At 70.7% G+C, this 21,452-nt stretch carries 21 protein-coding genes and 1 pseudogene; 13 read left to right on the top strand and 9 right to left on the bottom strand.

Annotated elements, in window-relative coordinates; genetic code table 11:
* Window positions 1–210: 210 nt before the first annotated feature.
* The gene (locus ON27_RS42950; RefSeq protein WP_157227240.1) at window positions 211–555 is read right to left on the bottom strand and encodes a hypothetical protein; all 345 of its coding nucleotides are present in this window, start codon (window positions 553–555) and stop codon (window positions 211–213) included.
* A gap of 354 nt (window positions 556–909) precedes the next feature.
* Window positions 910–1,446, bottom strand: coding sequence for a carboxymuconolactone decarboxylase family protein (locus ON27_RS19375; RefSeq protein ID WP_043729316.1), 537 nt, complete (start codon window positions 1,444–1,446; stop codon window positions 910–912).
* A gap of 145 nt (window positions 1,447–1,591) precedes the next feature.
* Between ON27_RS19375 and ON27_RS19370 the strand changes: the two genes are divergently transcribed.
* From ON27_RS19370 to ligA, 5 genes are all read left to right on the top strand, one after another.
* Window positions 1,592–2,443 carry a helix-turn-helix transcriptional regulator gene (locus ON27_RS19370; RefSeq protein WP_043729313.1) on the top strand — a complete coding sequence of 284 codons (852 nt, stop codon included), beginning with the start codon at window positions 1,592–1,594 and terminating at the stop codon, window positions 2,441–2,443.
* Window positions 2,444–2,671: 228 nt separating this feature from the next.
* Window positions 2,672–3,901, top strand: a complete 1,230-nt coding sequence (locus ON27_RS19365) for a cysteine desulfurase family protein (RefSeq protein WP_043729311.1) — start codon at window positions 2,672–2,674, stop codon at window positions 3,899–3,901.
* The gene (gene mnmA / locus ON27_RS19360; RefSeq protein ID WP_043729308.1) at window positions 3,901–5,016 is read left to right on the top strand and encodes a tRNA 2-thiouridine(34) synthase MnmA; all 1,116 of its coding nucleotides are present in this window, start codon (window positions 3,901–3,903) and stop codon (window positions 5,014–5,016) included. Before ON27_RS19365 ends, mnmA begins: the two co-directional genes overlap by 1 nt.
* 172 nt (window positions 5,017–5,188) lie before the next feature.
* A complete protein-coding gene (locus ON27_RS19355) occupies window positions 5,189–6,226 on the top strand; it encodes a methionine synthase (RefSeq protein WP_043729327.1) in 1,038 nt (345 codons plus the stop codon).
* Window positions 6,227–6,448: 222 nt separating this feature from the next.
* Window positions 6,449–8,563, top strand: coding sequence for an NAD-dependent DNA ligase LigA (ligA, locus tag ON27_RS19350; protein ID WP_043729305.1), 2,115 nt, complete (start codon window positions 6,449–6,451; stop codon window positions 8,561–8,563).
* Window positions 8,564–8,668: 105 nt separating this feature from the next.
* Here ligA and ON27_RS19345 read toward each other — a convergent pair whose 3' ends face one another.
* Window positions 8,669–9,022, bottom strand: a complete 354-nt coding sequence (locus tag ON27_RS19345; protein WP_043729301.1) for a hypothetical protein — start codon at window positions 9,020–9,022, stop codon at window positions 8,669–8,671.
* A 249-nt stretch (window positions 9,023–9,271) separates the two neighbouring features.
* On the opposite strand from ON27_RS19345, the gene ON27_RS19340 reads away from it, so the two are divergent.
* The 3 genes from ON27_RS19340 to ON27_RS19330 all read left to right on the top strand — a co-directional run bounded on the left by ON27_RS19340 (window position 9,272) and on the right by ON27_RS19330 (window position 11,625).
* On the top strand, window positions 9,272–10,516 hold the full coding sequence (locus tag ON27_RS19340; protein ID WP_043729298.1) for an AAA family ATPase: 1,245 nt from the start codon (window positions 9,272–9,274) through the stop codon (window positions 10,514–10,516).
* Window positions 10,517–10,537: 21 nt separating this feature from the next.
* Window positions 10,538–10,861, top strand: a complete 324-nt coding sequence (locus ON27_RS19335; RefSeq protein WP_043729295.1) for a hypothetical protein — start codon at window positions 10,538–10,540, stop codon at window positions 10,859–10,861.
* A gap of 239 nt (window positions 10,862–11,100) precedes the next feature.
* A complete protein-coding gene (locus tag ON27_RS19330; protein ID WP_043729292.1) occupies window positions 11,101–11,625 on the top strand; it encodes a GNAT family N-acetyltransferase in 525 nt (174 codons plus the stop codon).
* A gap of 114 nt (window positions 11,626–11,739) precedes the next feature.
* Here the strand turns inward: ON27_RS19330 and ON27_RS19325 are convergent, their stop codons facing one another.
* On the bottom strand, window positions 11,740–12,390 hold the full coding sequence (locus ON27_RS19325) for an ACT domain-containing protein (RefSeq protein WP_043729290.1): 651 nt from the start codon (window positions 12,388–12,390) through the stop codon (window positions 11,740–11,742).
* Between the two features lie 315 nt (window positions 12,391–12,705).
* Between ON27_RS19325 and gatC the strand changes: the two genes are divergently transcribed.
* Window positions 12,706–13,005 (top strand): Asp-tRNA(Asn)/Glu-tRNA(Gln) amidotransferase subunit GatC, encoded by a 300-nt coding sequence (gene gatC, locus ON27_RS19320; RefSeq protein ID WP_043729287.1) that lies wholly within the window; start codon window positions 12,706–12,708, stop codon window positions 13,003–13,005.
* Window positions 13,002–14,489 carry an Asp-tRNA(Asn)/Glu-tRNA(Gln) amidotransferase subunit GatA gene (gene gatA, locus ON27_RS19315; protein WP_043729283.1) on the top strand — a complete coding sequence of 496 codons (1,488 nt, stop codon included), beginning with the start codon at window positions 13,002–13,004 and terminating at the stop codon, window positions 14,487–14,489. Before gatC ends, gatA begins: the two co-directional genes overlap by 4 nt.
* Before the next feature lie 65 nt (window positions 14,490–14,554).
* Here gatA and ON27_RS19310 read toward each other — a convergent pair whose 3' ends face one another.
* On the bottom strand, window positions 14,555–15,475 hold the full coding sequence (locus tag ON27_RS19310; protein WP_043729280.1) for an SDR family NAD(P)-dependent oxidoreductase: 921 nt from the start codon (window positions 15,473–15,475) through the stop codon (window positions 14,555–14,557).
* 110 nt (window positions 15,476–15,585) lie between these two features.
* Here ON27_RS19310 and ON27_RS19305 point away from each other — a divergent pair, with 110 nt between their 5' ends.
* Complete coding sequence (locus tag ON27_RS19305) at window positions 15,586–16,173, top strand: TetR/AcrR family transcriptional regulator (RefSeq protein WP_043729277.1); 588 nt, start codon at window positions 15,586–15,588, stop codon at window positions 16,171–16,173.
* 41 nt (window positions 16,174–16,214) lie between these two features.
* On the opposite strand, the gene ON27_RS19300 is transcribed toward ON27_RS19305, so the two are convergent.
* From ON27_RS19300 to ON27_RS19290, 3 genes are read right to left on the bottom strand one after another with little or no spacing between them, the layout of a single operon-like run.
* Window positions 16,215–16,661 carry an SRPBCC domain-containing protein gene (locus ON27_RS19300; protein WP_043729274.1) on the bottom strand — a complete coding sequence of 149 codons (447 nt, stop codon included), beginning with the start codon at window positions 16,659–16,661 and terminating at the stop codon, window positions 16,215–16,217.
* 55 nt (window positions 16,662–16,716) lie between these two features.
* Window positions 16,717–18,108, bottom strand: coding sequence for an alpha/beta-hydrolase family protein (locus ON27_RS19295; RefSeq protein ID WP_043729271.1), 1,392 nt, complete (start codon window positions 18,106–18,108; stop codon window positions 16,717–16,719).
* Window positions 18,105–18,899 (bottom strand): hypothetical protein, encoded by a 795-nt coding sequence (locus ON27_RS19290; RefSeq protein WP_174377859.1) that lies wholly within the window; start codon window positions 18,897–18,899, stop codon window positions 18,105–18,107. The genes ON27_RS19295 and ON27_RS19290 overlap by 4 nt, the downstream gene beginning before the upstream one ends.
* Before the next feature lie 167 nt (window positions 18,900–19,066).
* Between ON27_RS19290 and ON27_RS19285 the strand changes: the two genes are divergently transcribed.
* Window positions 19,067–20,287, top strand: coding sequence for a sensor histidine kinase (locus ON27_RS19285; RefSeq protein ID WP_051046769.1), 1,221 nt, complete (start codon window positions 19,067–19,069; stop codon window positions 20,285–20,287).
* Window positions 20,288–20,466: 179 nt separating this feature from the next.
* The gene (locus ON27_RS19280) at window positions 20,467–21,129 is read left to right on the top strand and encodes a response regulator (RefSeq protein WP_043729267.1); all 663 of its coding nucleotides are present in this window, start codon (window positions 20,467–20,469) and stop codon (window positions 21,127–21,129) included.
* A gap of 7 nt (window positions 21,130–21,136) precedes the next feature.
* Here ON27_RS19280 and ON27_RS19275 read toward each other — a convergent pair.
* Window positions 21,137–21,452 (bottom strand): annotated as a pseudogene (locus ON27_RS19275) (hypothetical protein); the annotation flags it as partial.

The following is a 21,452-nucleotide window of genomic DNA, read 5'->3' as shown; positions in this document are numbered from 1 at the left end:
GGTAAAACTCAGAAACCGCTTCCACTGGTTCTGCTGCGGCTTTGATCCCTCCTGGTCGGTAACCCGCGCAGAGAGACCGGCTCAACGACCCACGCACCCCCGAGGGCTCGGTCTGTAGCCGACCGTGATCGTGAGTACCCGCATCGAGCCGACAAGGCTGTGCACGATTCCGGGGCGAGCCGATGTCGGCCCGCCCCGGAAGTCGAGAACTCAGAAACCGCTGCCCGTCGGCGGCCGGTGCCCGTGGTGCCAGCCCGGCCTGCCGCGATCCCAGTCGTCATGACGGTTCCGCCCCCGGAACCAGTCGTCGTGGCGGCCGCGGTTCCAGTCGTCGTGCCGCCCGTGGTTCCACCGGTCGTGGCCGTGCCTGCCGTGACCGTGCCCGTGGCGGCCGTGAGCCGCATCGACCTGGTCGACCTGGTCGGCGGGCTCGAGCACGATCGGGGCGGCGAGCGCGGGCACCGCGACGGCGGTGATCGGCATCAGGGCCAGTACGGACGCGGCCGCGGCGCGCGCCAGCACACGTCGCGTCCGTCCATGGGTGCGTGGGTCCATCGGAGCTTCCTCACTGATCGATTCGTCCGGTAGTCGACCGCTCGGGGTGTTCGGCCCCTCGATCCGCTCCGCGAATCGGGCGGACCCGGCGATCAATACACTGACCAACGTACCGCTATTCAGCGGTACATTCAATAGGTAGAGGAAAATCCGGATTGCGCCAGCTCACCGGTCGTTCGCGACTTGGAGCGGCGCCCGGGTGGTCGCGTGGGCAGGGGGAATAGCCGGCTGACAGTCAGGGCGTTTGCCGGGCGGGCGTGGCGTCGGGAACCTGCAGTGCGTTGACAGGCGTCGGCGGGCGAAAGATCAGCGTCCTCACGCCCGCCGACATCACCTGTCCTGAGGTTCTTCGAGTTACCGCAGGGCGACCATCGGGAAGTCGACCGGCACCCGCAGCGCGACGTTCACGTAGTTGGTGAACAGGTTCAGCGCTACGTGTGCGATGAGTTCGACCAGTTCGGTTTCGGTCCAGCCCGCGGCGCGCACCGCCTCGATCTGTTCCGCGCCGACGTGGCCGCGCCGGTCGACGAGTTCGAGGGCGAACTCGAGCAGCGCGGCGGTCTTCGGGTCGTCGGCGTCGCCGGTTTGCGCTGCCGCTAGCGCCGCCTCGGACAGTCCGGCCTTGCGGCCCAGTCCGGTGTGGGCGGCCAGGCAGTATTCACACCCGTTGCGGTTGGCCACGGCGACGGCGATCTGCTCGGTGAGCGCGGACCCGAGCGTGCCATCGCCGAGGGCCTGGAACGAACCCCACATGCTGCGCAGTGCCGCAGGGGAATTCGCCACCGCCCGGAACATGGCGGGTGTGGCGCCGAAGGCGGCGTGGATCTGATCGAGCAGTTCGCGGGTCGCGCCGGTGGCATCGTTTCGGGCGACGAGCGAAACGTGCGACATGGTGTTCCTCCTTGGTGTTGGTGAGCCGCCGGAGCAGCCCTGCTCGGGCGGATGCCGAGGGCATGCCAATGAGCATGGCCGTTGCGGGCGGCGAGATTGATGCGGAAAGTCCCGATCTGTTATCCGATCGTCTAGGGTTGCCGATATGTCTTCGTTCGACCGGCTGTCACCGCTGTTGGAACGGTTCCGGGTGCGCGCACACCTGCTCCACACCGGGCCGCTGTGCGGGCTCACCCGTTTCGGGGCTGGCGAGGGTCGCGGGTTCCTGCACCTGATTCGGTCAGGCGAGCTCGTCGTCGAGCACCGTGCGCCCTCCGGGGACCTGCGGAAGCTGGTGATAACGGAACCGAGCGTGCTCTTCTATCCCCGCCCGCTCGCCCACGACTTCTACAACGAACCCGCGAGGGAGTCCGACTTCGCGTGCGCCACTGTCGAATTCGAAGGTGGTGTGCAGCATCCGCTGGCGCGGGCACTGCCGCCAGTTGTTGTCGTGGCCTTGGCGCAGGTGGACGGACTCGACGATGCCTTGGACCTGTTGTTCGGCGAGATCGACCGGCACCGATGTGGCCACCGGGTCGTCGCCGACCGACTGTTCGAGGTAGTGCTGCTGCAACTGCTGCGCTGGATGCTCGACAATCCGGAGTCGATCGCGATGCCACCTGGCCTGCTCACCGGGATCGCCGACCCGCAACTAGCCCGCGCCTTGATCGCCGTGCACGAATCTCCTGGCGCCGGTTGGACTCTGGAGACGATGGCGCGCCACGCCGCCATGTCACGCAGCGCCTTCGCGGCCCGCTTCCGTGAGGTCGTCGGCCAGACACCCCTCGAGTACCTGACCGGCTGGCGGCTTGCTCTCGCGCAGTTGCGGTTGAAGTCCGGCCATCCGTTGAAGGCGATCGCTGAAGAACTCGGCTACGCCAACACCTCGGCCCTCTCCCGGGTGTTCAGCCAGAAGGTCGGCCAGTCGCCGACCGCCTGGCTGGCGGGTACCAGGTGAATCGACGACGTCCGAACGTTGGCGACTGGCAAGTCTGCCGTGTCGGACCCGATTGTGTCCTGGTCAGCCAGCTGACTCGAGCGTCTCACCGGCCTCTCACCACCCATCGAGGAATACAGATAGGTGATACACGTGTTATGGATCGTGGGTGAATCGTAGAAAAATCGTAGAAAGCAGGGATGGACCCCGAAGATGCCCAGGTCAGCGGTGGTATAGGCTTTGTCGGTCATGAAGTCGGCTTTTTCGGGTCCGGTCAACGGTGCTACGCCCCAGACGGTCTACCTCGATCACGCGGCCACCACACCGATGCTGCCCGCGGCCATCGAGGCGATGACGGCTGCCCTGCGCACCACGGGCAACGCGTCGTCCCTGCACGGCTCGGGGCGCGCCGCCCGGCGACTGCTGGAGGAGGCGCGCGAATCGGTCGCCGCCGACCTGGGCGCGCGACCCTCGGAGGTCGTCTTCACCTCCGGTGGCACCGAGAGCGACAACCTGGCCGTGAAGGGCATTTTCTGGGCCCGCCGCGACGCCGATCCGCGCCGCAACCGGATCGTCGCCAGTTCGATCGAGCACCACGCGGTGATCGACGCGGTGGAGTGGCTGCAGCGGCACGAGGGCGCGGAGGTGACCTGGCTCCCGGTGGACGCCGAGGGCGTGGTCGCGCCCGGCGCGCTGCGGGCGGCGCTCGCCGCGCATCCCGACGACGTCGCGCTGGTCACCGTCATGTGGGCGAACAACGAGGTCGGCGCCATCCAGCCGATCGGCGAACTGGCTTCGGTGGCACAGGAATTCGGTGTGCCGATGCACAGCGACGCGGTGCAGGCGGCCGCCCAGCTGCCCATGGACTTCGGCGCGAGCGGCCTGGCCGCGGCGAGCTTCGCCGGCCACAAGGTCGGCGGTCCGCACGGTGTCGGGGTGCTGCTGCTTGGCAGGCAGGTGCCCTGCGTGCCGCTGTTGCACGGCGGTGGGCACGAGCGCGACCTGCGGTCCGGGACCTCGGATACGGCGGCGGCCATCGGGCTCGCCGCCGCGTTGCGCCAGACGGCGGTCGAACTGCCCGCCCGCACCGCCGAACTGATCGCCCTGCGGGACGCGCTGATCGACGGCATCCGCGCGGCAGCGCCGGACGTGGTGCTCAACGGGCCGGTCGGCGAGCGGCGCCTGCCCGGCAACGTGCACGTCACTTTCCCGGGCTGTGAAGGGGATTCGCTGCTGATGCTGCTGGACGCGGCGGGGATCGAATGCTCGACCGGTTCGGCGTGCACGGCGGGCGTGGCCACGCCCAGTCATGTGCTGATCGCCATGGGTGTCGAGCCGTGGCAGGCGCGCGGATCGCTGCGCTTCTCGTTGGGGCACACCTCCACGCGCGCCGACGTCGACGCCGTGCTGAAAGTATTGCCGCAGGTAGTGGAACGGGCCAAGGCCGCGGGTCTGGCCGGTGCGAAAGGAGGTGTCTGATGCGGGTACTCGCCGCGATGAGCGGTGGTGTGGATTCGGCCGTGGCGGCGGCGCGTGCCGTCGACGCCGGTCACGAGGTGGTCGGCGTGCATCTGGCGCTGTCCGCGACGCCGGGCACGCTGCGCACCGGGGCGCGCGGCTGCTGCTCGAAGGAGGACGCCGGTGACGCCCGGCGCGCCGCCGATGTGCTCGGCATCCCGTTCTACGTCTGGGATTTCGCCGACCGCTTCAAGGAAGACGTCATCGATGATTTCGTCGCGGCCTACGCCGCGGGCGAGACGCCGAACCCGTGCCTGCGCTGCAACGAGAAGATCAAGTTCTCCGCGCTGGCCGACCGCGCGGTGGCGCTCGGCTTCGACGCGGTGGTCACCGGCCACTACGCGCGGCTGGCCGACGGCGTGCTGCGCCGTGCCGTCGACGCCGACAAGGACCAGTCCTACGTGCTGGCGGTGCTGACCGCGCAGCAGCTCTCGCGCGCGATGTTCCCGGTGGGTGACACCCCCAAGCCGCAGATCCGCGCCGAGGCCGCCGAGCGCGGTCTCGCCGTCGCGAACAAGCCGGACAGCCACGACATCTGCTTCATACCCTCCGGTGACACCCGGGCCTTCCTCGGCGCGAAGATCGGGGTGCGGCCCGGCGCGGTCGTCGACTCCGACGGCCAGGTGCTCGGGCGGCACGAGGGCGTGCACGGGTTCACCATCGGCCAGCGCAAGGGTCTCGGGTTGCCCGGTCCGGCCGCCGATGGCAAGCCCCGGTACGTCACCGGCATCGATCCCGACTCCGGCACGGTCCGCGTCGGTTCGGCCGAGGACCTGCAGGTCTGGACGGTCGAGGCGGAGCGCGCGATCTGGACCTCGGGGTCCGCGCCCGCGGGCCCGATCGACTGCGTGGCGCAGGTGCGCGCGCACGGCGGCACCGCGTCCGCGGTCGCCGAGGTGGTGGGCGACGGGCTGGTCGCGCGGCTGCGCGAGCCGCTGACCGGGGTCGCGCGCGGTCAGGCCGTGGTGCTCTACCGTCCTGACCCCGAGGGCGACGAGGTGATCGGCAGCGGGACCATCTCGGGCACCGAGCGTTCGCCCGGCACGAGCGAGGCGAGGGCCGACGCGCGGCGGTGATCCGGACCGGCCTCCGGCGCTTGTTCTCCCCGCTGCCGGTGCGCCGTAGCGGCAGCGAAAGACCGGTCCGGCCGCTGAGTACGGCGGGGTCGCAACGGCGGAATGCAACGGACGGAGTACGGCAGCGGTGGACGAGACCAGCACGGATGACGCGCAGAACAGTGGGACCGATGTGGCGACCGAGCCGGTCCTCCTCCCGGGCGGCATCGCCACCGGCGTCGGCTCCTGGCCGGGCGTCGACCCGCGCGAGGCCGCCGCGACCATCGTCGGTGAACTCGGCGACCTGCCGCATCTGGTGGAGTTACCCGGTCGCGGCGTGGGCGCGGATCTGATCGGACGCGCCTCCGCCCTGCTGGTGGACCTGCGCTTGGACACCACGCCGCGGGGCTACCGGCTCGCCCCGCGCCCGGGCTCGGTCTCCCGGCGGGCGAACGACCTGCTGCGGACCGATCTGGACGCGCTCGAGGAAGCGTGGGAGAACGCCGGTCTGTCCGGCGGCGGCCGGGTGGTGAAGGTGCAAGCGGCGGGCCCGCTGACCTTGGCCGCACAGGTCGAGTTGCCCGGCGGTCATCGCGTGCTCACCGACCCCGGTGCGGTGCGTGACCTCTGCGCGTCTCTGGCCGAGGGACTGGCCCAGCACGTCGCCGAGGTGCGCAAGCGACTCGGGGCGCGGGTGGTGCTGCAGCTGGACGAACCGTCGCTCGCCGCGGTGCTCGAGGGCTCCCTGGGCGGTGTGAGCGTGCTGAACACGGTGCGCTCGCTACCCGAGCCGGAAGCGCTGGCCCTGCTGGACACGGTGATCGCCGCGCAGTCCGCGCCGGTGCTGGTGCACAGCTGCGCCGAGCCGCCCGCGCTCGGCGTCTTGCGTCGCAGCGCGGCCGCCGCGATCGGCTTCGATCTGGGCACGATCGGCACCGGGCAGCTCGACGAGGTAGGGGAATCTCTCGAAGCGGGCAAGCAACTGGTGCTCGGTGTCGTCCCGACTGAGCCGAAGGCGACCTCGGTCACTTGGCGCGACGTCGCCGAGCCGGGCGTGCGGCTGATCGATCGGCTCGGTTTCGGCCGCCGGACGCTGGCGCAACGGGTGGCGGTCAGTCCGGCCTGCGGGCTGGCGGGCGCCCCGCTGGAATGGAGTCGACGGGCGCTGCGCTTGGCGGCAGAGGTCGCGCGCGCGTATGCCGAAGAGCCGGAGGAGCTTTCGTTCTCCTGACGCCTACGGTGGGCGCGGGACTCACGCGGTCCGGTACGCGGCTCGTTCGACTGCGGGCGGCCGGGATCAGTGGCGCGCGAGGCCGCGGTTTCGTTCGCCGCGGTGTTGCGGCGCCCAGTGCTCGTCACCGCAAACAGACCGGCCGGAATCTGTGTCCTGCGGTGCGGCGACGTGCGCGAACATGACGGTTTTCGGTCGGTGGCCTCGGCTAATGTGCGATGAGTGAGTGACAGCGACAGTGCGGCGACCCCGGCGACGGCAGAGCAGCGGGTGCAGTGGCAGCAACTCGCGGACGAGGTGCGTGAGCACCAGTTCCGCTACTACGTCCGGGATGCGCCGATCATCTCCGACAGTGAGTTCGACGCGCTGTTGCGGCGGCTGGAGGCGATGGAGGACGAACATCCGGACCTGCGCACGCCCGATTCGCCGACCCAGCTCGTCGGCGGCGGGTTCGCCACCGATTTCACCGCGGTCGACCACCTCGAGCGGATGCTGTCGCTGGACAACGTGTTCGACGTCGGCGAGCTACGCGCCTGGGCCGCCCGGGTGGAGGCGGAGACCGGCCCGGACCTGCACTATCTGTGCGAAGTAAAGATCGATGGCGTCGCGCTGAACCTCGTCTACCGCAACGGGCGGCTGGTCCGCGGCGCCACCCGCGGCGACAGCCGCACCGGCGAAGACGTGACGCTGAACGCGCGCACCATCGACGACATTCCCGGAGAGTTGACCCTCAGCGTCGAGTTCCCCATCCCGGATGTGCTCGAGGTTCGCGGTGAGGTGTACTTCCGGGTGGAGGACTTCGAGACGCTCAACGCCGCCATCGTGGCCGAGGGCAAGCCGCCCTACGCCAACCCGCGCAACACCGCGGCCGGTTCGCTGCGGCAGAAGGACCCGTCGGTCACCGCGCGGCGCAGGCTGCGCATGATCTGCCACGGTTTCGGCCGCATCGAGGGGTACACGCCCACCTCGCAGTACGAGGCGTATCGCGCGCTGGCGGCGTGGGGCCTGCCGGTGTCGGAGCACACCAGGCGGGTGCAAGGCATCGAGGCGGTGATCGAACGGGTCGCCTACTGGGGCGAGCACCGCCACGACATCGAGCACGAGATCGACGGCCAGGTGATCAAGGTCGACGAGACCGCGCTGCAACGCCGCCTCGGCTCCACCTCGCGGGCTCCGCGCTGGGCGATCGCCTACAAGTACCCGCCCGAGGAGGCGACGACCAAACTGCTGGACATCAAGGTGAACGTCGGTCGCACCGGCCGGGTGACGCCGTTCGCGGTGATGGAGCCGGTGTCCGTCGCGGGATCCACCGTCTCGATGGCCACCCTGCACAATGCCGCCGAAGTGAAGCGCAAAGGCGTGCTGATCGGCGATACGGTCACCATTCGCAAGGCGGGCGACGTCATCCCCGAGGTGCTGGGCCCGGTGGTGGACGCGCGTCCCGCGGACGCGCGCGAGTTCGTCATGCCGACGCACTGCCCCGAGTGCGGCACCGAACTACGCCCGCAGAAAGAAGGCGACGCCGACATCCGCTGCCCCAACCAGCAGTTCTGCCCGGCGCAGTTGCGTGAGCGCGTCTTCCACTTGGCGACCCGCCGCGCCTTCGACATCGAGGCGCTCGGCTACGAGGGCGCGATCGATCTGCTGAAGTCGGGCGCCATCACCGACGAGGGAGATCTGTTCGATCTGGACGAGGCGGCGCTGCTCACCACGACGCTGTACGCCAACAAGAACGGCAGCCTCTCCGCGAACGGCAAGAAGCTGCTGGAGAACCTCGCCGCCGCCAAGGACCAGCCACTGTCCCGGGTGCTCATCGGCCTGTCCATCCGGCACGTCGGCCCCACCGCGGCGCACGCGCTGGCCGCCGAGTTCGGCAGTCTCGACCGGATCGAATCGGCGTCGGTCGAGGAGCTGGCCGCCGCCGACGGCGTGGGCCCGACCATCGCGGCCGCGGTGACGGAGTGGTTCACCGTCGACTGGCACCGTGCCGTCGTGGCGAAGTGGCGGGCGGCGGGTGTGCGGATGGAGGACGAACGCGACGAATCCATCGAGCGCAACCTGGAGGGCCTGTCCATTGTGGTGACCGGCTCGCTGCAGGGTTTCACCCGCGACGGCGCCAAGGAGGCGATCCTGGTGCGCGGCGGCAAGGCCGCGAGCTCGGTGTCGAAGAAGACCTCCTTCGTGGTGATCGGTGACGCCCCCGGCTCCAAGGCCGCCAAGGCCGAGGAACTCGGTGTGCCCATTCTCGACGAGGAGGGGTTCCGGCGGCTGCTGGCGGGCGGCCCCGAGGCGGTCGCGCCGGAGACGGCCGCCGAGGACGCCGAAGCCGAGGAGTGACCGGCGCTCGACCACCGCTGGATGGTGGGCGGTCTGCCGTGGACACCGGCCACTTGTGGCGCGAGTTCGGCGGCCGCGCTCGGTTGTCCGGCGCGGACGGTGGACTCAGCTGACCGTGACCGTGGCGCCCAGCTGGCCCGGGACATCGAATCGTCCGCAGCGGCCGCTGCTCAGGTCGAGCTTCTGGGTGATCAGTTTGCCGCGGCGGTTCTTGAACGTCGCCTCGGCGGTGACGTCGGCGCTCGGCGTCGAGCATATTTTCGACACCACTCCGGGCGGGTCGTAGCTGACCGTGCCGCTGCCCTGGCAGGTGTTGGTGCTGTCGGCCAGGAACACGCGCGCGGTGCCCTCCGGACACGGCGCGTCCGCCAGCGCCTGCGGCGCCACGACCAGCGAGCCCAGCGCGAGCGCGGCGACGACGCCGCTTCGGACCACGACACGACGAACCGTCGGCTCCATCGTTACCCTCATCCCATCGAACAACTTCGGCAGTACGGCGCGGCGAGCCGCGACGTGCAGGCATGCTAACCCGCTATCACATCCGCTGTCCCGGCGACCGCTGAGCAGATCGTCAACCGCGCCAGCGGAGCCCGCGTAGTGAACGGGGATGTGCGCGCGGTTGCCCGGTGCGAGGCGGCCCACGGCGCGGATCGCGGACGCTACCGGGCTGGTGTCGCCCACCCGGAGCGCAGACGGAAGTATGGCGGCATGCTGCGCAGTTTTCAGGTGACCAATCACAGATCGCTGGCCGACGAGCAGGAGTTGCGGCTCACCAAGGGAAGCGGGCCGGTGGCCGTGCCGGTGACCGCCGTGCACGGCGGGGCCGCGGCGGGCAAGACGAACCTGATCGACGCGCTCGGGCAGATGCGCGATGCGGTGCTGCACTCGGTGACGGGGTGGGACCCGTACGCGGGCCCGGTGCGCGCGCCCCATCTCGGCTTCGCCGACCGGCCATCGGAATTCGTGGCGGCGTTCGTGGCCGAGGGCGTGCCGTACACCTACGGGTTCCGGCTGGACAACGCCGACGTGGCCGCGGAATGGCTGCACACCCATCCGCGCTCGCGCAAGCGGATCGTGTTCGAGCGCAGCGGGGAACAGATCAAGATCGGCCCGATGTTCGAGGCGTCGCGGTACGGGATCACCGCGCTGGCTCCGCTGGTCCGTCCGAACGCCCTGCTGCTGAGCCTGGCCGGCCAGATGTACTCCGACGCGCTCGTGCCCGCGTACCGCTGGTTCGAGTCCATGCTCGAGGTGCAACGCGGTCCCGCCGAACCCGACGCCATCGCCCACCGGCTGGGCAGCCACGTGTCCCGCTCGCCGGACAACGCGGCGCGGCTGCTGATGCTGTTGCGCACGGCCGAGCTGGGCATCACCGACCTGCTCGTCGCCGAACCCGACCCGTTGTACGCCGACTACCTGCGTGAACTGGACGCCGACATCGCCGGCCTCGGCAAACAGATCGACCTGTGCGCCAGCTCGCCCGGCTATGCCGACCAGTTGCTGCGCGACAACGGGCTCACCGGCACGCTGCTCGAGCGGGAGCTGACCAACCTGAAGGCGGCGCGCGATGCCCTGTACGCGCGGATGGTGGCCCGGCGCGGCGTGGGCCTGAGCCTGGTGCACGACGGCATCGACGCCCCTTTCGAGATCGGTGACGAGTCCTCCGCGACGCTGTCTTTGCTGCGGGTGCTGCCCGCCATGCTCGACGCACTGGACGCGGGCCGGGTCCTGGCCGTCGACGACATCGGCGCGTGCCTGCCCGCCGAGGAGACCGACCGGCTGATCCAGCTGTTCCAGAATCCGGAGACCAATGCCCGTGGCGCCCAGTTGATCTTCACCACCGCCAACCGGGTGCTGATCGATCGGGGCAACGGGCGTTCCCAACGCACCCGCACGTCGGTCTGGCAGGTCCGGCGCACCGCCGAGGGCACCAGCGAGCTCGCGCCGGTGTGACACGCACCTAGCATTGAAGACATGCTCGAGTTCGCCTTCCTGGTAATCCTGACCGCGGCGCTGGTGTCACTGATCGTGTTCATAGTGCGCGGCAGGCAGGGCTATCGGCCCGGGAACCCGGAGGAGGGGACGCTGTACGTCACCGGCGTGAGCCCGCGTCCCGACGCTCCCGGGGAGCAGTTCGTGACCATCACCGGGAAGCTGACCGGTCCGTCGGTCCCCGGCAAGGTCGTGTACGGCCGATTCGTCTGGGATTCGAGCTCCTGGCCGGAAACCGGTGATCTGCTCACCGTCATCTATCCGGCGGGCAAGCCCGACCGCTGGCAGATCACCCAGCCCGGCTGAGCGATCGCCGCTCGTGCCCTCGGCCTGGAGTCCGGGGCCGAGGTCTTGCCCTGCCGGGCATTCGGACATCTCGGCGCCGGGCGATCCGGCGGTTCGGCGCAGGTCATCGCGAGCGGTGGGCGCGAGCACGCCGCCGCGCCCGAACCCGCGAGCGGACACCGACGCGCTGGGCCGGGGTGGCGCACGCCTGGGCCGGACGTGCCGTAGCCCACGTCATGGTCGATGGCATCATGCCCGTTATGGATGTGCGGGAGACGGGCGTCGTCGTCCGGGCGGCGCGGCCGGAGGAGTACGACGCGGTCGGCGAGCTGACCGTGCAGGTCTACGTCGGCGAGGGCTATGTGGAGGCGGGCAGCTGGTACGCGGGCGAGCTGGCCGACACCGCCCGCCGGGCCGCCGCGGCCCGTGTCCTGGTCGCCACGCACGCCGACCGGGTCGTCGGCTCGCTCACCGTCGCGGCGGCGGGCACCCCCTACGCGGAGATCGCGCTCCCGGGCGAGCTGGAGTTCCGCATGCTCGCCGTCGCGAAGGCCGCGCGCGGACTCGGCGCGGGAACCGCGTTGGTACGCACCGTGATCGACCTGGCTCGCGCGGAAGGCCACGCCGCGGTGGCGCTGACCACGATGTCCGCCATGGTCGATGCCCGCCGGATGTACGACCGTATCGGCTTCTGTCCGGTGCCGAGCCGGGATTGGCGCACCAGCACGGGAACACCGCTGACCGTGCTCCGGCTGCCGCTCGATTCTTCGGGAGACTCCCTCTAGGCAGGCACGTCCAGCAGAGGCGGCGGTAGGCGCGATGCCCTCGTCCGCCACGACGGTCGGATCAGCGGATGCGTCGACGGCGAGGTGACCGGAATATACTGCGTCGCTGGGGAATCAGCCGAGAACGGTGGCGACGATGCCCGCGAGGTAACCGAGCCGGGCCACCTCGGAGGGCCGGAAGTCGGGGCCGCCCGGCCGGCCGAGCAGCAGCACCTTGCCGGTGTTGCCGAGCGGAGCGGCGGCGAGCTTGGTGTCCATGTCGCGCCAGATCTCCGGCACCCAATCGGCCTCGGGGTCGAGCACGGTGGGCTTCTCCAGCGGCATCCACGGGGCCGAACCCGCCTGTGTCTGTGGCGCACTCGGGCTGCCGACCACCCGGTAGGCCCCTTGCGGCCCGATGTCGATGATCGTGCTCCAGCCGACCCGCAGGACGCGCGGCACGCCGTCCACCAGCACCTGCATCCGGTCGTCGCGGGCGCTGGCCACCTGATCGATGAGCTCGAGCTCGCGGTGGGTGTCGAGCACGCCGGAATACGGGCGGATCGAGTCCACGTGCACGTCGCCGATCGATTCGGCGGCGGTGATGAGAGTGTCGGGGAGTGCGCCGGAGGGCACCTCGACGACAAGATCGTCGACGGCGTAGCCCGCGCCGCGCTCGACCACGTCCAGCGAGAGGATGTCGGCGCCGACGGAGCCGAGTGCGAGCGCGAGCGCACCGAGGCTTCCCGGTCGATCCGGAAGTTGCACGCGGAGCAGATACGACACGTGCGTTTCCTTTCCTTGAGCGGCCGAGGCTCTGAACGGATACCCGGGTCACGCAATACTTACACCCCTTACGCCCGGTTATCGAGTCGAAGTCCGTCCAGTGACGCACGCCACTCGGCGAATTCGCGCCAAAGCGGCGTGTCGGGCTAGTTCGAGCGGACGTGTCGCGCGCTGCGGGAAGTCGCCGGGGGCCTGCTGGACGCCGCGCGCGCCGCCGCGCCGACGAAGCGCGGGTGCCGGGCGGCGGTGCGGTCGCCGGTGGCTAGGCTGTGTGGGTTGAGCACTGTTCATAACGAAGCCGAAAGGGGTCCCGCGGTGCCCGCCATCTCCCGCGACGAGGTCGCACACCTCGCCCGGCTGTCCCGGCTCGCGCTGTCCGATGCCGAACTGGATCAGTTCGCCGGACAGCTGGATTCGATCCTGAGCCACGTGCGGACCATCTCCGAGGTCGCCGCCGCCGACGTCCCGGCCACCGCGTCGCCGAATCCGGCGACGAACGTGACCCGTCCCGACGATGTGGTGCCGGGCCTGACCCCGCGCGAGGCGCTCTCCGGCGCGCCCGCGGTCGAAGAGCAGCGGTTCATGGTGCCGCAGATCCTGGGAGAGGCCGAATGAGCACGACGGGCGGACCGGACCTGACCACGCTGTCGGCGGCCGAACTCGCCGGCAGGATCCACGGCCGCGAACTGTCCTCGGTCGAGGTCACCCAGGCGCACCTGGACCGGATCGCCCAGGTCGACGGTGAGTACCACGCCTTCCTGCACGTCGCGGGGGAGCAGGCGCTGCAGGCGGCCGCCGCGGTGGACGCCGCGATCGCCTCCGGCGCCGAGCCCGCCTCGCCGCTGGCCGGAGTTCCCTTGGCGCTCAAGGACGTGTTCACCACCACGGACATGCCGACCACCTGCGCGTCGAAGATCCTCGAAGGCTGGGTGTCGCCGTACGACGCGACGGTCACCACGCGGTTGCGCGCGGCGGGCATCCCGATCCTCGGCAAGACCAACATGGACGAGTTCGCCATGGGCTCCTCCACCGAGAACTCGGCCTACGGCCCCACCCGCAACCCGTGGGACACCACCCGCATCCCGGGCGGCTCGGGCGGCGGCTCCGCGGCCGCGCTGGCCTCGAACCAGGCGCCGCTGGCCATCGGCACGGACACCGGCGGGTCCATCCGCCAGCCCGCGGCGGTCACCGCGACCGTCGGCACCAAGCCGACCTACGGCACGGTGTCGCGCTTCGGTCTGGTCGCCTGCGCGTCGTCGCTGGACCAGGGCGGTCCGTGTGGCCGGACGGTGCTGGACACCGCCCTGCTGCACGAGGTGATCGCCGGATACGACCCGCGCGACTCCACCTCGCGCGACGTGCCGGTGCCGCCCGTGGTGGCTGCCGCGCGCGCGGGCGCGCAGGGTGATCTGCGCGGCGTCAAGGTGGGTGTGGTGAAGGAGCTGCACTCCGACAGCTACCAGCCCGGCGTGCTCGCCTCCTTCGACGCCGCCGTGGCGGTGCTGAAGGATCTCGGCGCCGAAGTGGTCGAAGTGTCTTGTCCGCATTTCGAATACGCGCTGTCGTCCTATTACCTCGTCATGCCGTCGGAGGTGTCGTCCAATCTCGCGCGGTTCGACGCCATGCGCTACGGCCTGCGCGTCGCCGACGACGGGCAGCACAGCGCCGAGCAGGTCATGGCCGCCACGCGCGCGGCCGGGTTCGGCCCCGAGGTCAAGCGGCGCATCATGATCGGCACCTACGCGCTGTCGGCGGGCTACTACGACGCCTACTACGGCCAGGCGCTCAAGGTGCGCACGCTCATCGCGCGCGACTTCGACAACGCCTACCAGCAGGTCGACGTGCTCGTCTCGCCGACGAGTCCGTTCACGCCGTGGAAGCTGGGCGAGAAGGTGGACGATCCGCTGGCCATGTACCTGTCGGACCTGTGCACCCTGCCCACCAACCTGGCCGGTCACCCCGCCATGTCGGTTCCCTCGGGCCTGAGCGAGGACGACGGTATGCCCGTCGGGCTCCAGATCATGGCGCCCGCCCTCGCCGACGACCGCCTCTACCGGGTGGGGGCGGCCTACGAGGCCGCCCGCGGTTCCATCGCCTGACGTCGAGCGCGAAGCCGCTCGCTTCTCGCGCGGGTGGCGCGAAAGCGAGCGGCTCCCCGCGTTCGTTATGCGGGCCAGGCGAATTCGGGGTCGGTGACGTAGTCCTGGCGGCGCTGGTCCAGGGCGAGCGCCACCATGTCGTGCGCGCCGGGGCCGATGATCTTGCGTAGCGGAGGGTTCGGCATGTTCACCAACGCGATCAGGCCGGCGGCGCCGACCTCCGGTGGCGCTTCGATCCACTCGGATCCGGTGTCGGCGGCCGATTCCGGCATCGGCTCGCCCACGGGAGCGGCCGATTCGCCCGGCGTGTGCTCCGGATCGGCGTTCGTCGAGTCCGGGCTCTCGGCGGCTGCGTTCGGGTAGTCCGGCATGCCGAGTATGGCGCCGCGTAACTCCGCGTAGTCGGGGATGCCGGTGGCGAACCGCATGCTCGACTTGGCCCAGTCGGTGTCGAAGCCGCCCATCTGTGCCAGGGTGACCCGGACCCCGAAGGGCCGCAATTCGTCCGCCAGCGAGGCGCTGAAGCCCTCCAGCGCCCACTTGCTCGCGTTGTACAGGCCGAACAGGGGCAGGCTGCCCACGGCGCCCACGGTGGAGATCTGCACGATGTGTCCCGAGCCCTGCCCGCGCAGATGTGGCGCGGCCGCCTGGGAGACCCAGAGGGCTCCGAAGAAGTTGGTGTCCATCTGGTCGCGGATCTGCGATTCGGTCAATTCCTCGACGGCGCCGACCAAGCCGTAACCGGCGTTGTTCACGATCACATCGATCGAGCCCATCAGCGCGAACGCCTTGTCGACGGTGGCGATGACGCTCGCGCGATCGCGAACGTCCAAGGGCAGCACGGTCAGCCGGTCGCAGGCCGGTGCCGCCATGGACGCCGGGCGCCGGGTGGTCGCGACGACGCGATCGCCCTCGGCGAGCGCGGCCGTCGTGAAGGCCCGGCCGAGTCCGCGGTTGGCGCCGGTGATGAACCAGGTTCTGGTCACTGGAGATCCTTTCGTCGCGAGACGCTGCGTCTCGTGTGGATTACCGTGCCAATACCGAAGGCGCTTGTCAAGACGAGACGTATCGTCTTGTCTTCTGCTACCGTACGCCCATGGTCGAAGCCCCCTCCGCCGCGCGCCGAAGCGAGCGCGCCCGCGCGGCGATACTCGCCGCGACCGCCGAGCTGATCCGCGAGGTGTCCTACGCGAAATTGAGCATCGAGGCCATCGCGGCCCGCGCGGGTGTCGGTAAGCAGACCATCTACCGGTGGTGGCCGTCCAAAGGCGCGGTGGTCTTCGACGCGATGCTGGAATCCGATTCCGGCCCGGCCGGTCCCGCCCTGCCCGATACCGGCGACGTCGTCGCGGACCTGCGCCGATTGCTACGCGGGTCGATCGTCGCGCTGACCGATCCGAGGTTCGAATCCTTCCTGCGCGCGATGTACGTCGAGATCCAGCAGGACCCCGAGTTGGCCCTCGCCTATCGTGAGCGCCTGTTGCTGCCCCAGCGCCGTGCCGTCGCCGACCGGCTGGCCGCCGCCGTCGCCGCGGGTGCGCTGCGCGCCGACCTCGATCTCGAACTCGCCATCGATCTGCTGCTCGGTCCGATGCAGATGCGATGGTCGCTGGGGCTCGGCGGACTCACCGAGTCCTACGCCGACGCCGCGCTCGATGCCGCGCTGGCCTACCTGCGCCCTTGAGCGTTCCCGGGTCCTCGGTGCGACGCCTGCCGGGGGCCGCCTCAGGAAGCGCGCAGCGACTCGGCCTGCTTCCGGATGCCGTCGGTCATGCCCTCGAAGCCGCGGTGCAGATTCTTGCCGAGCAGTGCGACGACCACGGGATGCAGCCATCCGCCGAGTTCGAAGTGCGACTCGTAGCGCGTCCGGCCGTCCGCGAGCGGCGTCACGGTGTGTGAGCGCAAACTGTGCAGCGCGCCCGGGGGCACCGGTTTCATGGAGTAGCTCAGTTCGCGACCCGGAGTGTGTGAACGGATCCATTCCCGCTGCTTGCGCGGCCGTGAGCCGGAGACGCGGACGAGCATGTCGATAGGCTCGCCGGGCGTCAGCGAACTACGGCACTCCAGGACGAAGGGGTTCCACTCGCCGTAGCGCGGGAAGTCGGTGATCGCCTGCCACACCAGCTCGGCGGGCGCGTCGATGTCGACGGCGAGGTCGATGACAAAGGCCATGGACAAATTAGAACACGTTCTATGTCGATCCCGGGTGCGCGCCGTACCGAACGAGTCAGCAGGAACCCATGGCGGTGCCCTGATCCGTGCCGTAGCGGTGGCCGTGGCCGGGGGGCGCGTCCAGCGCGGCGAGCAGGTCGGCGGTGGTCTGCGCGAAGCTGAGCACCGGAAGCCACTGCGGAACCGGCGCGTCCACGCGCGCGCCGGTCAGGTCGGGCGCGCGCCACAGCTGCGCGGGCGACCAGTGGATCACCGGATCGGAGCTGTTGGCCAGCACCGTCGCGCCGCCACGGAGGACGTGGCCGACCGGCGGTCCGGCCCAGAGCGCCGCGCAGGTGCGACGGTCCTGCTCGGCGTCGTCCGGGAAGACGGCAGCGCCGCCAAGGGCGCCCAGGCTCTGCCCGTACAGGTACAGCTTCGGCTTGTGCGCCAGCCCTTGGATGCGGCGCTCCACAGCGGTGAACAGACTGCGTGCGGCCGTCACCGCCGCGTCCCGGCCGAACACGAACGTCGCCCAGCTCGGCAGGTAGGAGTACTGCAGGCCGACCAGCGCCACGTCGCCGTCGAAGCGCCGGTCGAGGCCCGCGACGGCGTTCGCGTCGATCCAGCCCGATCCGGTGGGCACCGCGACCACCAAGTGCGAGCGCGTGAAGCCGCCCGAGCGCTCCAGTTCGCTGATCGCCAGCGCGACCCGGCTGTCCAGGTCAGGCGCGGAATCCACCCCGACGTAGACCCGCACCGCCCGCACCGGTTCGCCGCTGACGAACTTGCGTCCTTCGGCGCCCAGGGACGCCCAGCTCACCGCCGACTCGGCGCTTCCCGGCCCGTGATACGAGATCGGCTGCACCACACCGGGTTCGAATTGGGCGTTCGCACTCGCATACACCGATTCACGCCATCCGGCCACCGCGGGAACGCCGACGAGGTACGCCAGCACGCCCACGACGGCGGCCAGTGAGACCCCCCGCGCCCAGCCGAGCTTGCCCAGCGCCCAGCCGATCGAGCGGGTGACGCCGATGCACAGCCCGACGATCAATGCGGTGCCGAGCGCGCACCGCCCCCAGTAGTCCGCGCCGATCTGAGGCGTGTCCATCGCCGCGCGTAGGCGGTTCTGCCAGTGGCCCGCGTTCGCCGCGGCGCCCGCCACCAGCACCGCCGTCGCGATCAGCAGCGGCAGCCGTAGCCACGCGTGCCGCTGGTTGATCTCCAGAGCCCAGCGCCGCAGGACGACTCGGAGTACGCCGGCTACCCCGAGGGCGAGCGCCGCGAGCAACCCGGTGAGCACGGCTTGCGCGCCGGGGGTGCGCGGAAGCAGTCCGGGTGCCAGCGAGGCCAGGACACCGGTCCCGATGCCGAGCGTCGTGCCGATCCGCGGCGGCACGACGCGGCCGGCCGCGGCGGCCACCCATCGGTGGCGATCCAGGAAAACCGGCACGGACGAGGTCATCGCCGTACCGCTGCCGCGCCGCCGTCACGCGACGGACCCGCTACCGCTTCGGGATCGCGCTGTCGAGTGCGCACGAGGAGAGCCGCGCCCAGACCGGCGATCCCGGCGCCGAGCGCGCCGAGCAGCTGCCAGCTCGTCGTCGAATCGGTGTCCGCCGCGCCCAGCAGGGATTCGACGACCGGCGCGCCGTAATCCTGGCGCCGCGAGTTCAGGTCGACGGCGGTGTTCGCGATCGAGGCCATCGCGTCGCACCGGGCGCGGGAGAACGGGTCGACGCGGGTCGCGCAGGCCTCGTGCATCTGCCGGTCCAACGTGGCGTCGAGGGCTTGGCGCGCCCACGGGCCCAGCGGTTCGCCGCGCTGGTCGGCGTAGCGCAGCAGGTCGTACCCGAGGTCGTGGGCCTTGCACGCGGTGTCGAACTCGGCGGGCAGCGTCACCGGAGACGAGCAGTCGCCACGTGGATCGACCAGCAGGCCGTCCACCGTGCTCGGCCGGTAGCCGAACGACGCGACGAAGTCCGGTGGGATGGCGGTGAGCGCGCCGGGGCCGCCCGCGGCCAGTTCGGCGACGGCGGCGCTCGCCTGCGCGCTCTCGATCGGCGCGGCCGCCGCGGCCGCGGGCGGGGCGGGGGCGAGGAATGCCGTCGCGGCCACGGCGGTCAACGCCGTCGCGGTGAGCGCCGCGTAGCGTCGCGCGTGCGCCCCGATGAAAGAGGTTGCGGAGGAATGGGTTTGGGCTCCTACGGCCGATACGGACCGGGTCTCGCGCCCGGCGCTGGTCGGTGTGCTCATGGCGACGACGTTAGGGACCACGCTGCCGCGCCCGCCTCACGCCCGGGGATGTTTCGGGTCCGCCGCTGCCGAGTGAGCCCGCGTGCGGTCTCGCACCTGGGTAGCAGGGCGGAAATCACCCGTGGGTATGAGGCCGCGGCGCGCGTGCGGTTCCTAGTGTCGTAGGCATGAACCGAGAAAGTCTTGCCTGGACGCGACGGCTGGACACGCGGACCTGGTTCGACCTGGGCACGGTGCTGGTCGCGCTGATCCTCTACGCGGTGGCCTGGCCGACCCTGCACCTGACCCACACGGTACCCGCCGCGGCCCAGCCGTTCGTCGCGGCGCTGGCCGCGTTCCCGGTGCTGCTGGTGCGGATCAACCCGGCGCTGGGCTGGGCCATCTCGGCGGGCTCCGCGCTGGTGATCGCGCTGGCCATTCCGCATCAGCCGAACAACGAGCTGCCGTTCCAGGTCGTCCACGTGCTGTGCCTGCTGGTGTCGCTGTTCGCGGTGGCCCTGCGGGCGCCGGGGCAGATCGTGGCGGTGGCCTGGGGGGCGACTGCCCTGCTGTTCGCGACCACCATGCCAGGGGAGGGGGAAGCGCTGGCGAACGCCGCTTGGGGCTGGCCTATCGCGCTGGCCGCCCTGGTGCTGTTCGGCCTGCTCATTCGTGGGCTGGCGCTGTCACGGCGGCAACTCGAGCGCAAGGAGGAGGAAAACGAGCTGGAACGGGCCCGTCGCGCCATCCTGGAGGAGAAGGCCCGCATCGCGCGCGACCTGCACGACGTCGTGGCCCACCACATGTCCCTGGTGGTGGTGCAGGCGCAGACCGCGCCGTACCGCGTCGAGGGCGTCGGCGCCGCCGCGCGTGCCGAATTCGAGTCCATCGGCGCCACCGCGCGCGAAGCGCTCAACGAGATCCGCGGCATGCTGGGCGTGCTGCGCAGCGACGGTCAACTGCCCGAGCACACGCCGCAGCCGACGGCGGCCGACGTGATCGCCCTGTTCGAGGGTGCGCGGCGTGCGGGCGTCGCCCTCGAGTGGACCGTCGACGGTGCGCTGGAGACTGTTCCGGAGACCACCGGACTCGCCCTCTATCGCGTCGCCCAGGAATCGCTGTCCAACGCTTCCCGGCACGCTCCGGGCGCGCCGGTGCAGGTGCGCATCGCGCACGGCTCGGATCTGCTGCTCGATGTCGAGAACGGGCCGGGGGCCACGCCCGCCCGTCCGGTCGGCAACGGCGGTCACGGTATCGCGGGCATGCAGGCGCGAGCGCTGGCCGTCGGCGGCGAGGTGACGGCGCAGCCGCGCGCGGACGGCGGCTTCAGCGTTCACGCGCGCTTTCCGATCGGCGCGCCGGAGACCGCCGCCGTCGCCGTCGGCGTCGCCGGGCACGGCGAACCGTGACGGTCAGCGTCGACCCGACAGTCGCGTCGGCTCCCACGCGAAGCGCGCGTGGCTGCGGCGCGTCGCCTGCCGCGGACCCACGGAACCTACCGGCGCGGGGCAGCCTCGACGGCGAGTCGCGCTGCCGACAGGAGGAACGGGCCCGGCGCGCGGAGGTAGACGGCAATTAGGGTGAGCGGGTGGCAATTACGGTGTTGATCGCCGACGACCAGGCGATGGTCCGGCAGGGGTTCGGGGCGCTGCTCGCGGCTCAACCGGATATCAGCGTGATAGGCGACGCGGCGGACGGCAGGATCGCGGTGGCGGAGGCCAAGCGGCTGCGCCCGGACGTCGTGCTGATGGACGTGCGCATGCCGGAGATGAACGGGCTCGACGCGGCCCGCGCCATCCTGGCCGCGGGATTCGACCCGCCGGTGCGTGTACTGATGCTCACCACCTTCGACATCGACGACTACGTCTACGAGGCGCTCAGCCTCGGCGCCAGCGGATTCCTGCTCAAGGACGCGCCCGCCGAGGAACTGGTGCGCGCGGTGCGCGTGGTCGCCGACGGCCAGGCGCTGCTCGCGCCGACGGTCACCCGCAGGCTCATCGCCGACGTCACGCGGCGGCGCAACGCCCGCGCCAAACCGGCGCCGCAGCTGTCCGTGCTGACTCCCCGCGAGCGGGAAGTGCTCGAACTGATCGCGAAAGGCATGTCCAACACCGAGATCGCCGAGACCCTCTTCGTGGCCGAGCAGACCGTGAAAACCCATGTCTCCAAGGTCTTCGCCAAGCTGAATCTGCGTGACCGGGCGCAGGCGGTCGTGCTGGCCTACGAGACCGGATTGGTCACCCCGGGCTGACCGGAGTTCACAGCGGCGCGCAGGACCCGCCGCGCAACTCGTCGAGGTGACGGCCGAGCATTCGCGCCATCCGGCTGAGGATGGTGGTGGAATCCTCGAAACTTCCGGAATCGGCCTGAGCCGCGAGCGCCACGGCGATCATCCCGGACCGGACCGGCACCAGGCCGAACTGGCGGACGGTGTAGACGCCGGTTTCGTCGTCGGGCCCCCAGCCGCCCTTGAAGGCAGTGCCCTCCAGCACGCCCAGACCCCAGGCCTGCTCGGGCGTTATCTCCGTCATCAGCTCGGTGACCTGGAACGACTCGGGCAGGCACGGCAGGCGG

Source organism: Nocardia asiatica NBRC 100129 (assembly GCF_000308415.1).
Classification (GTDB): Bacteria; Actinomycetota; Actinomycetes; order Mycobacteriales; family Mycobacteriaceae; genus Nocardia; species Nocardia asiatica.
Note: the sequence above shows the minus strand (reverse complement) of the source record. Positions and strands in the feature narration are given on the sequence as shown.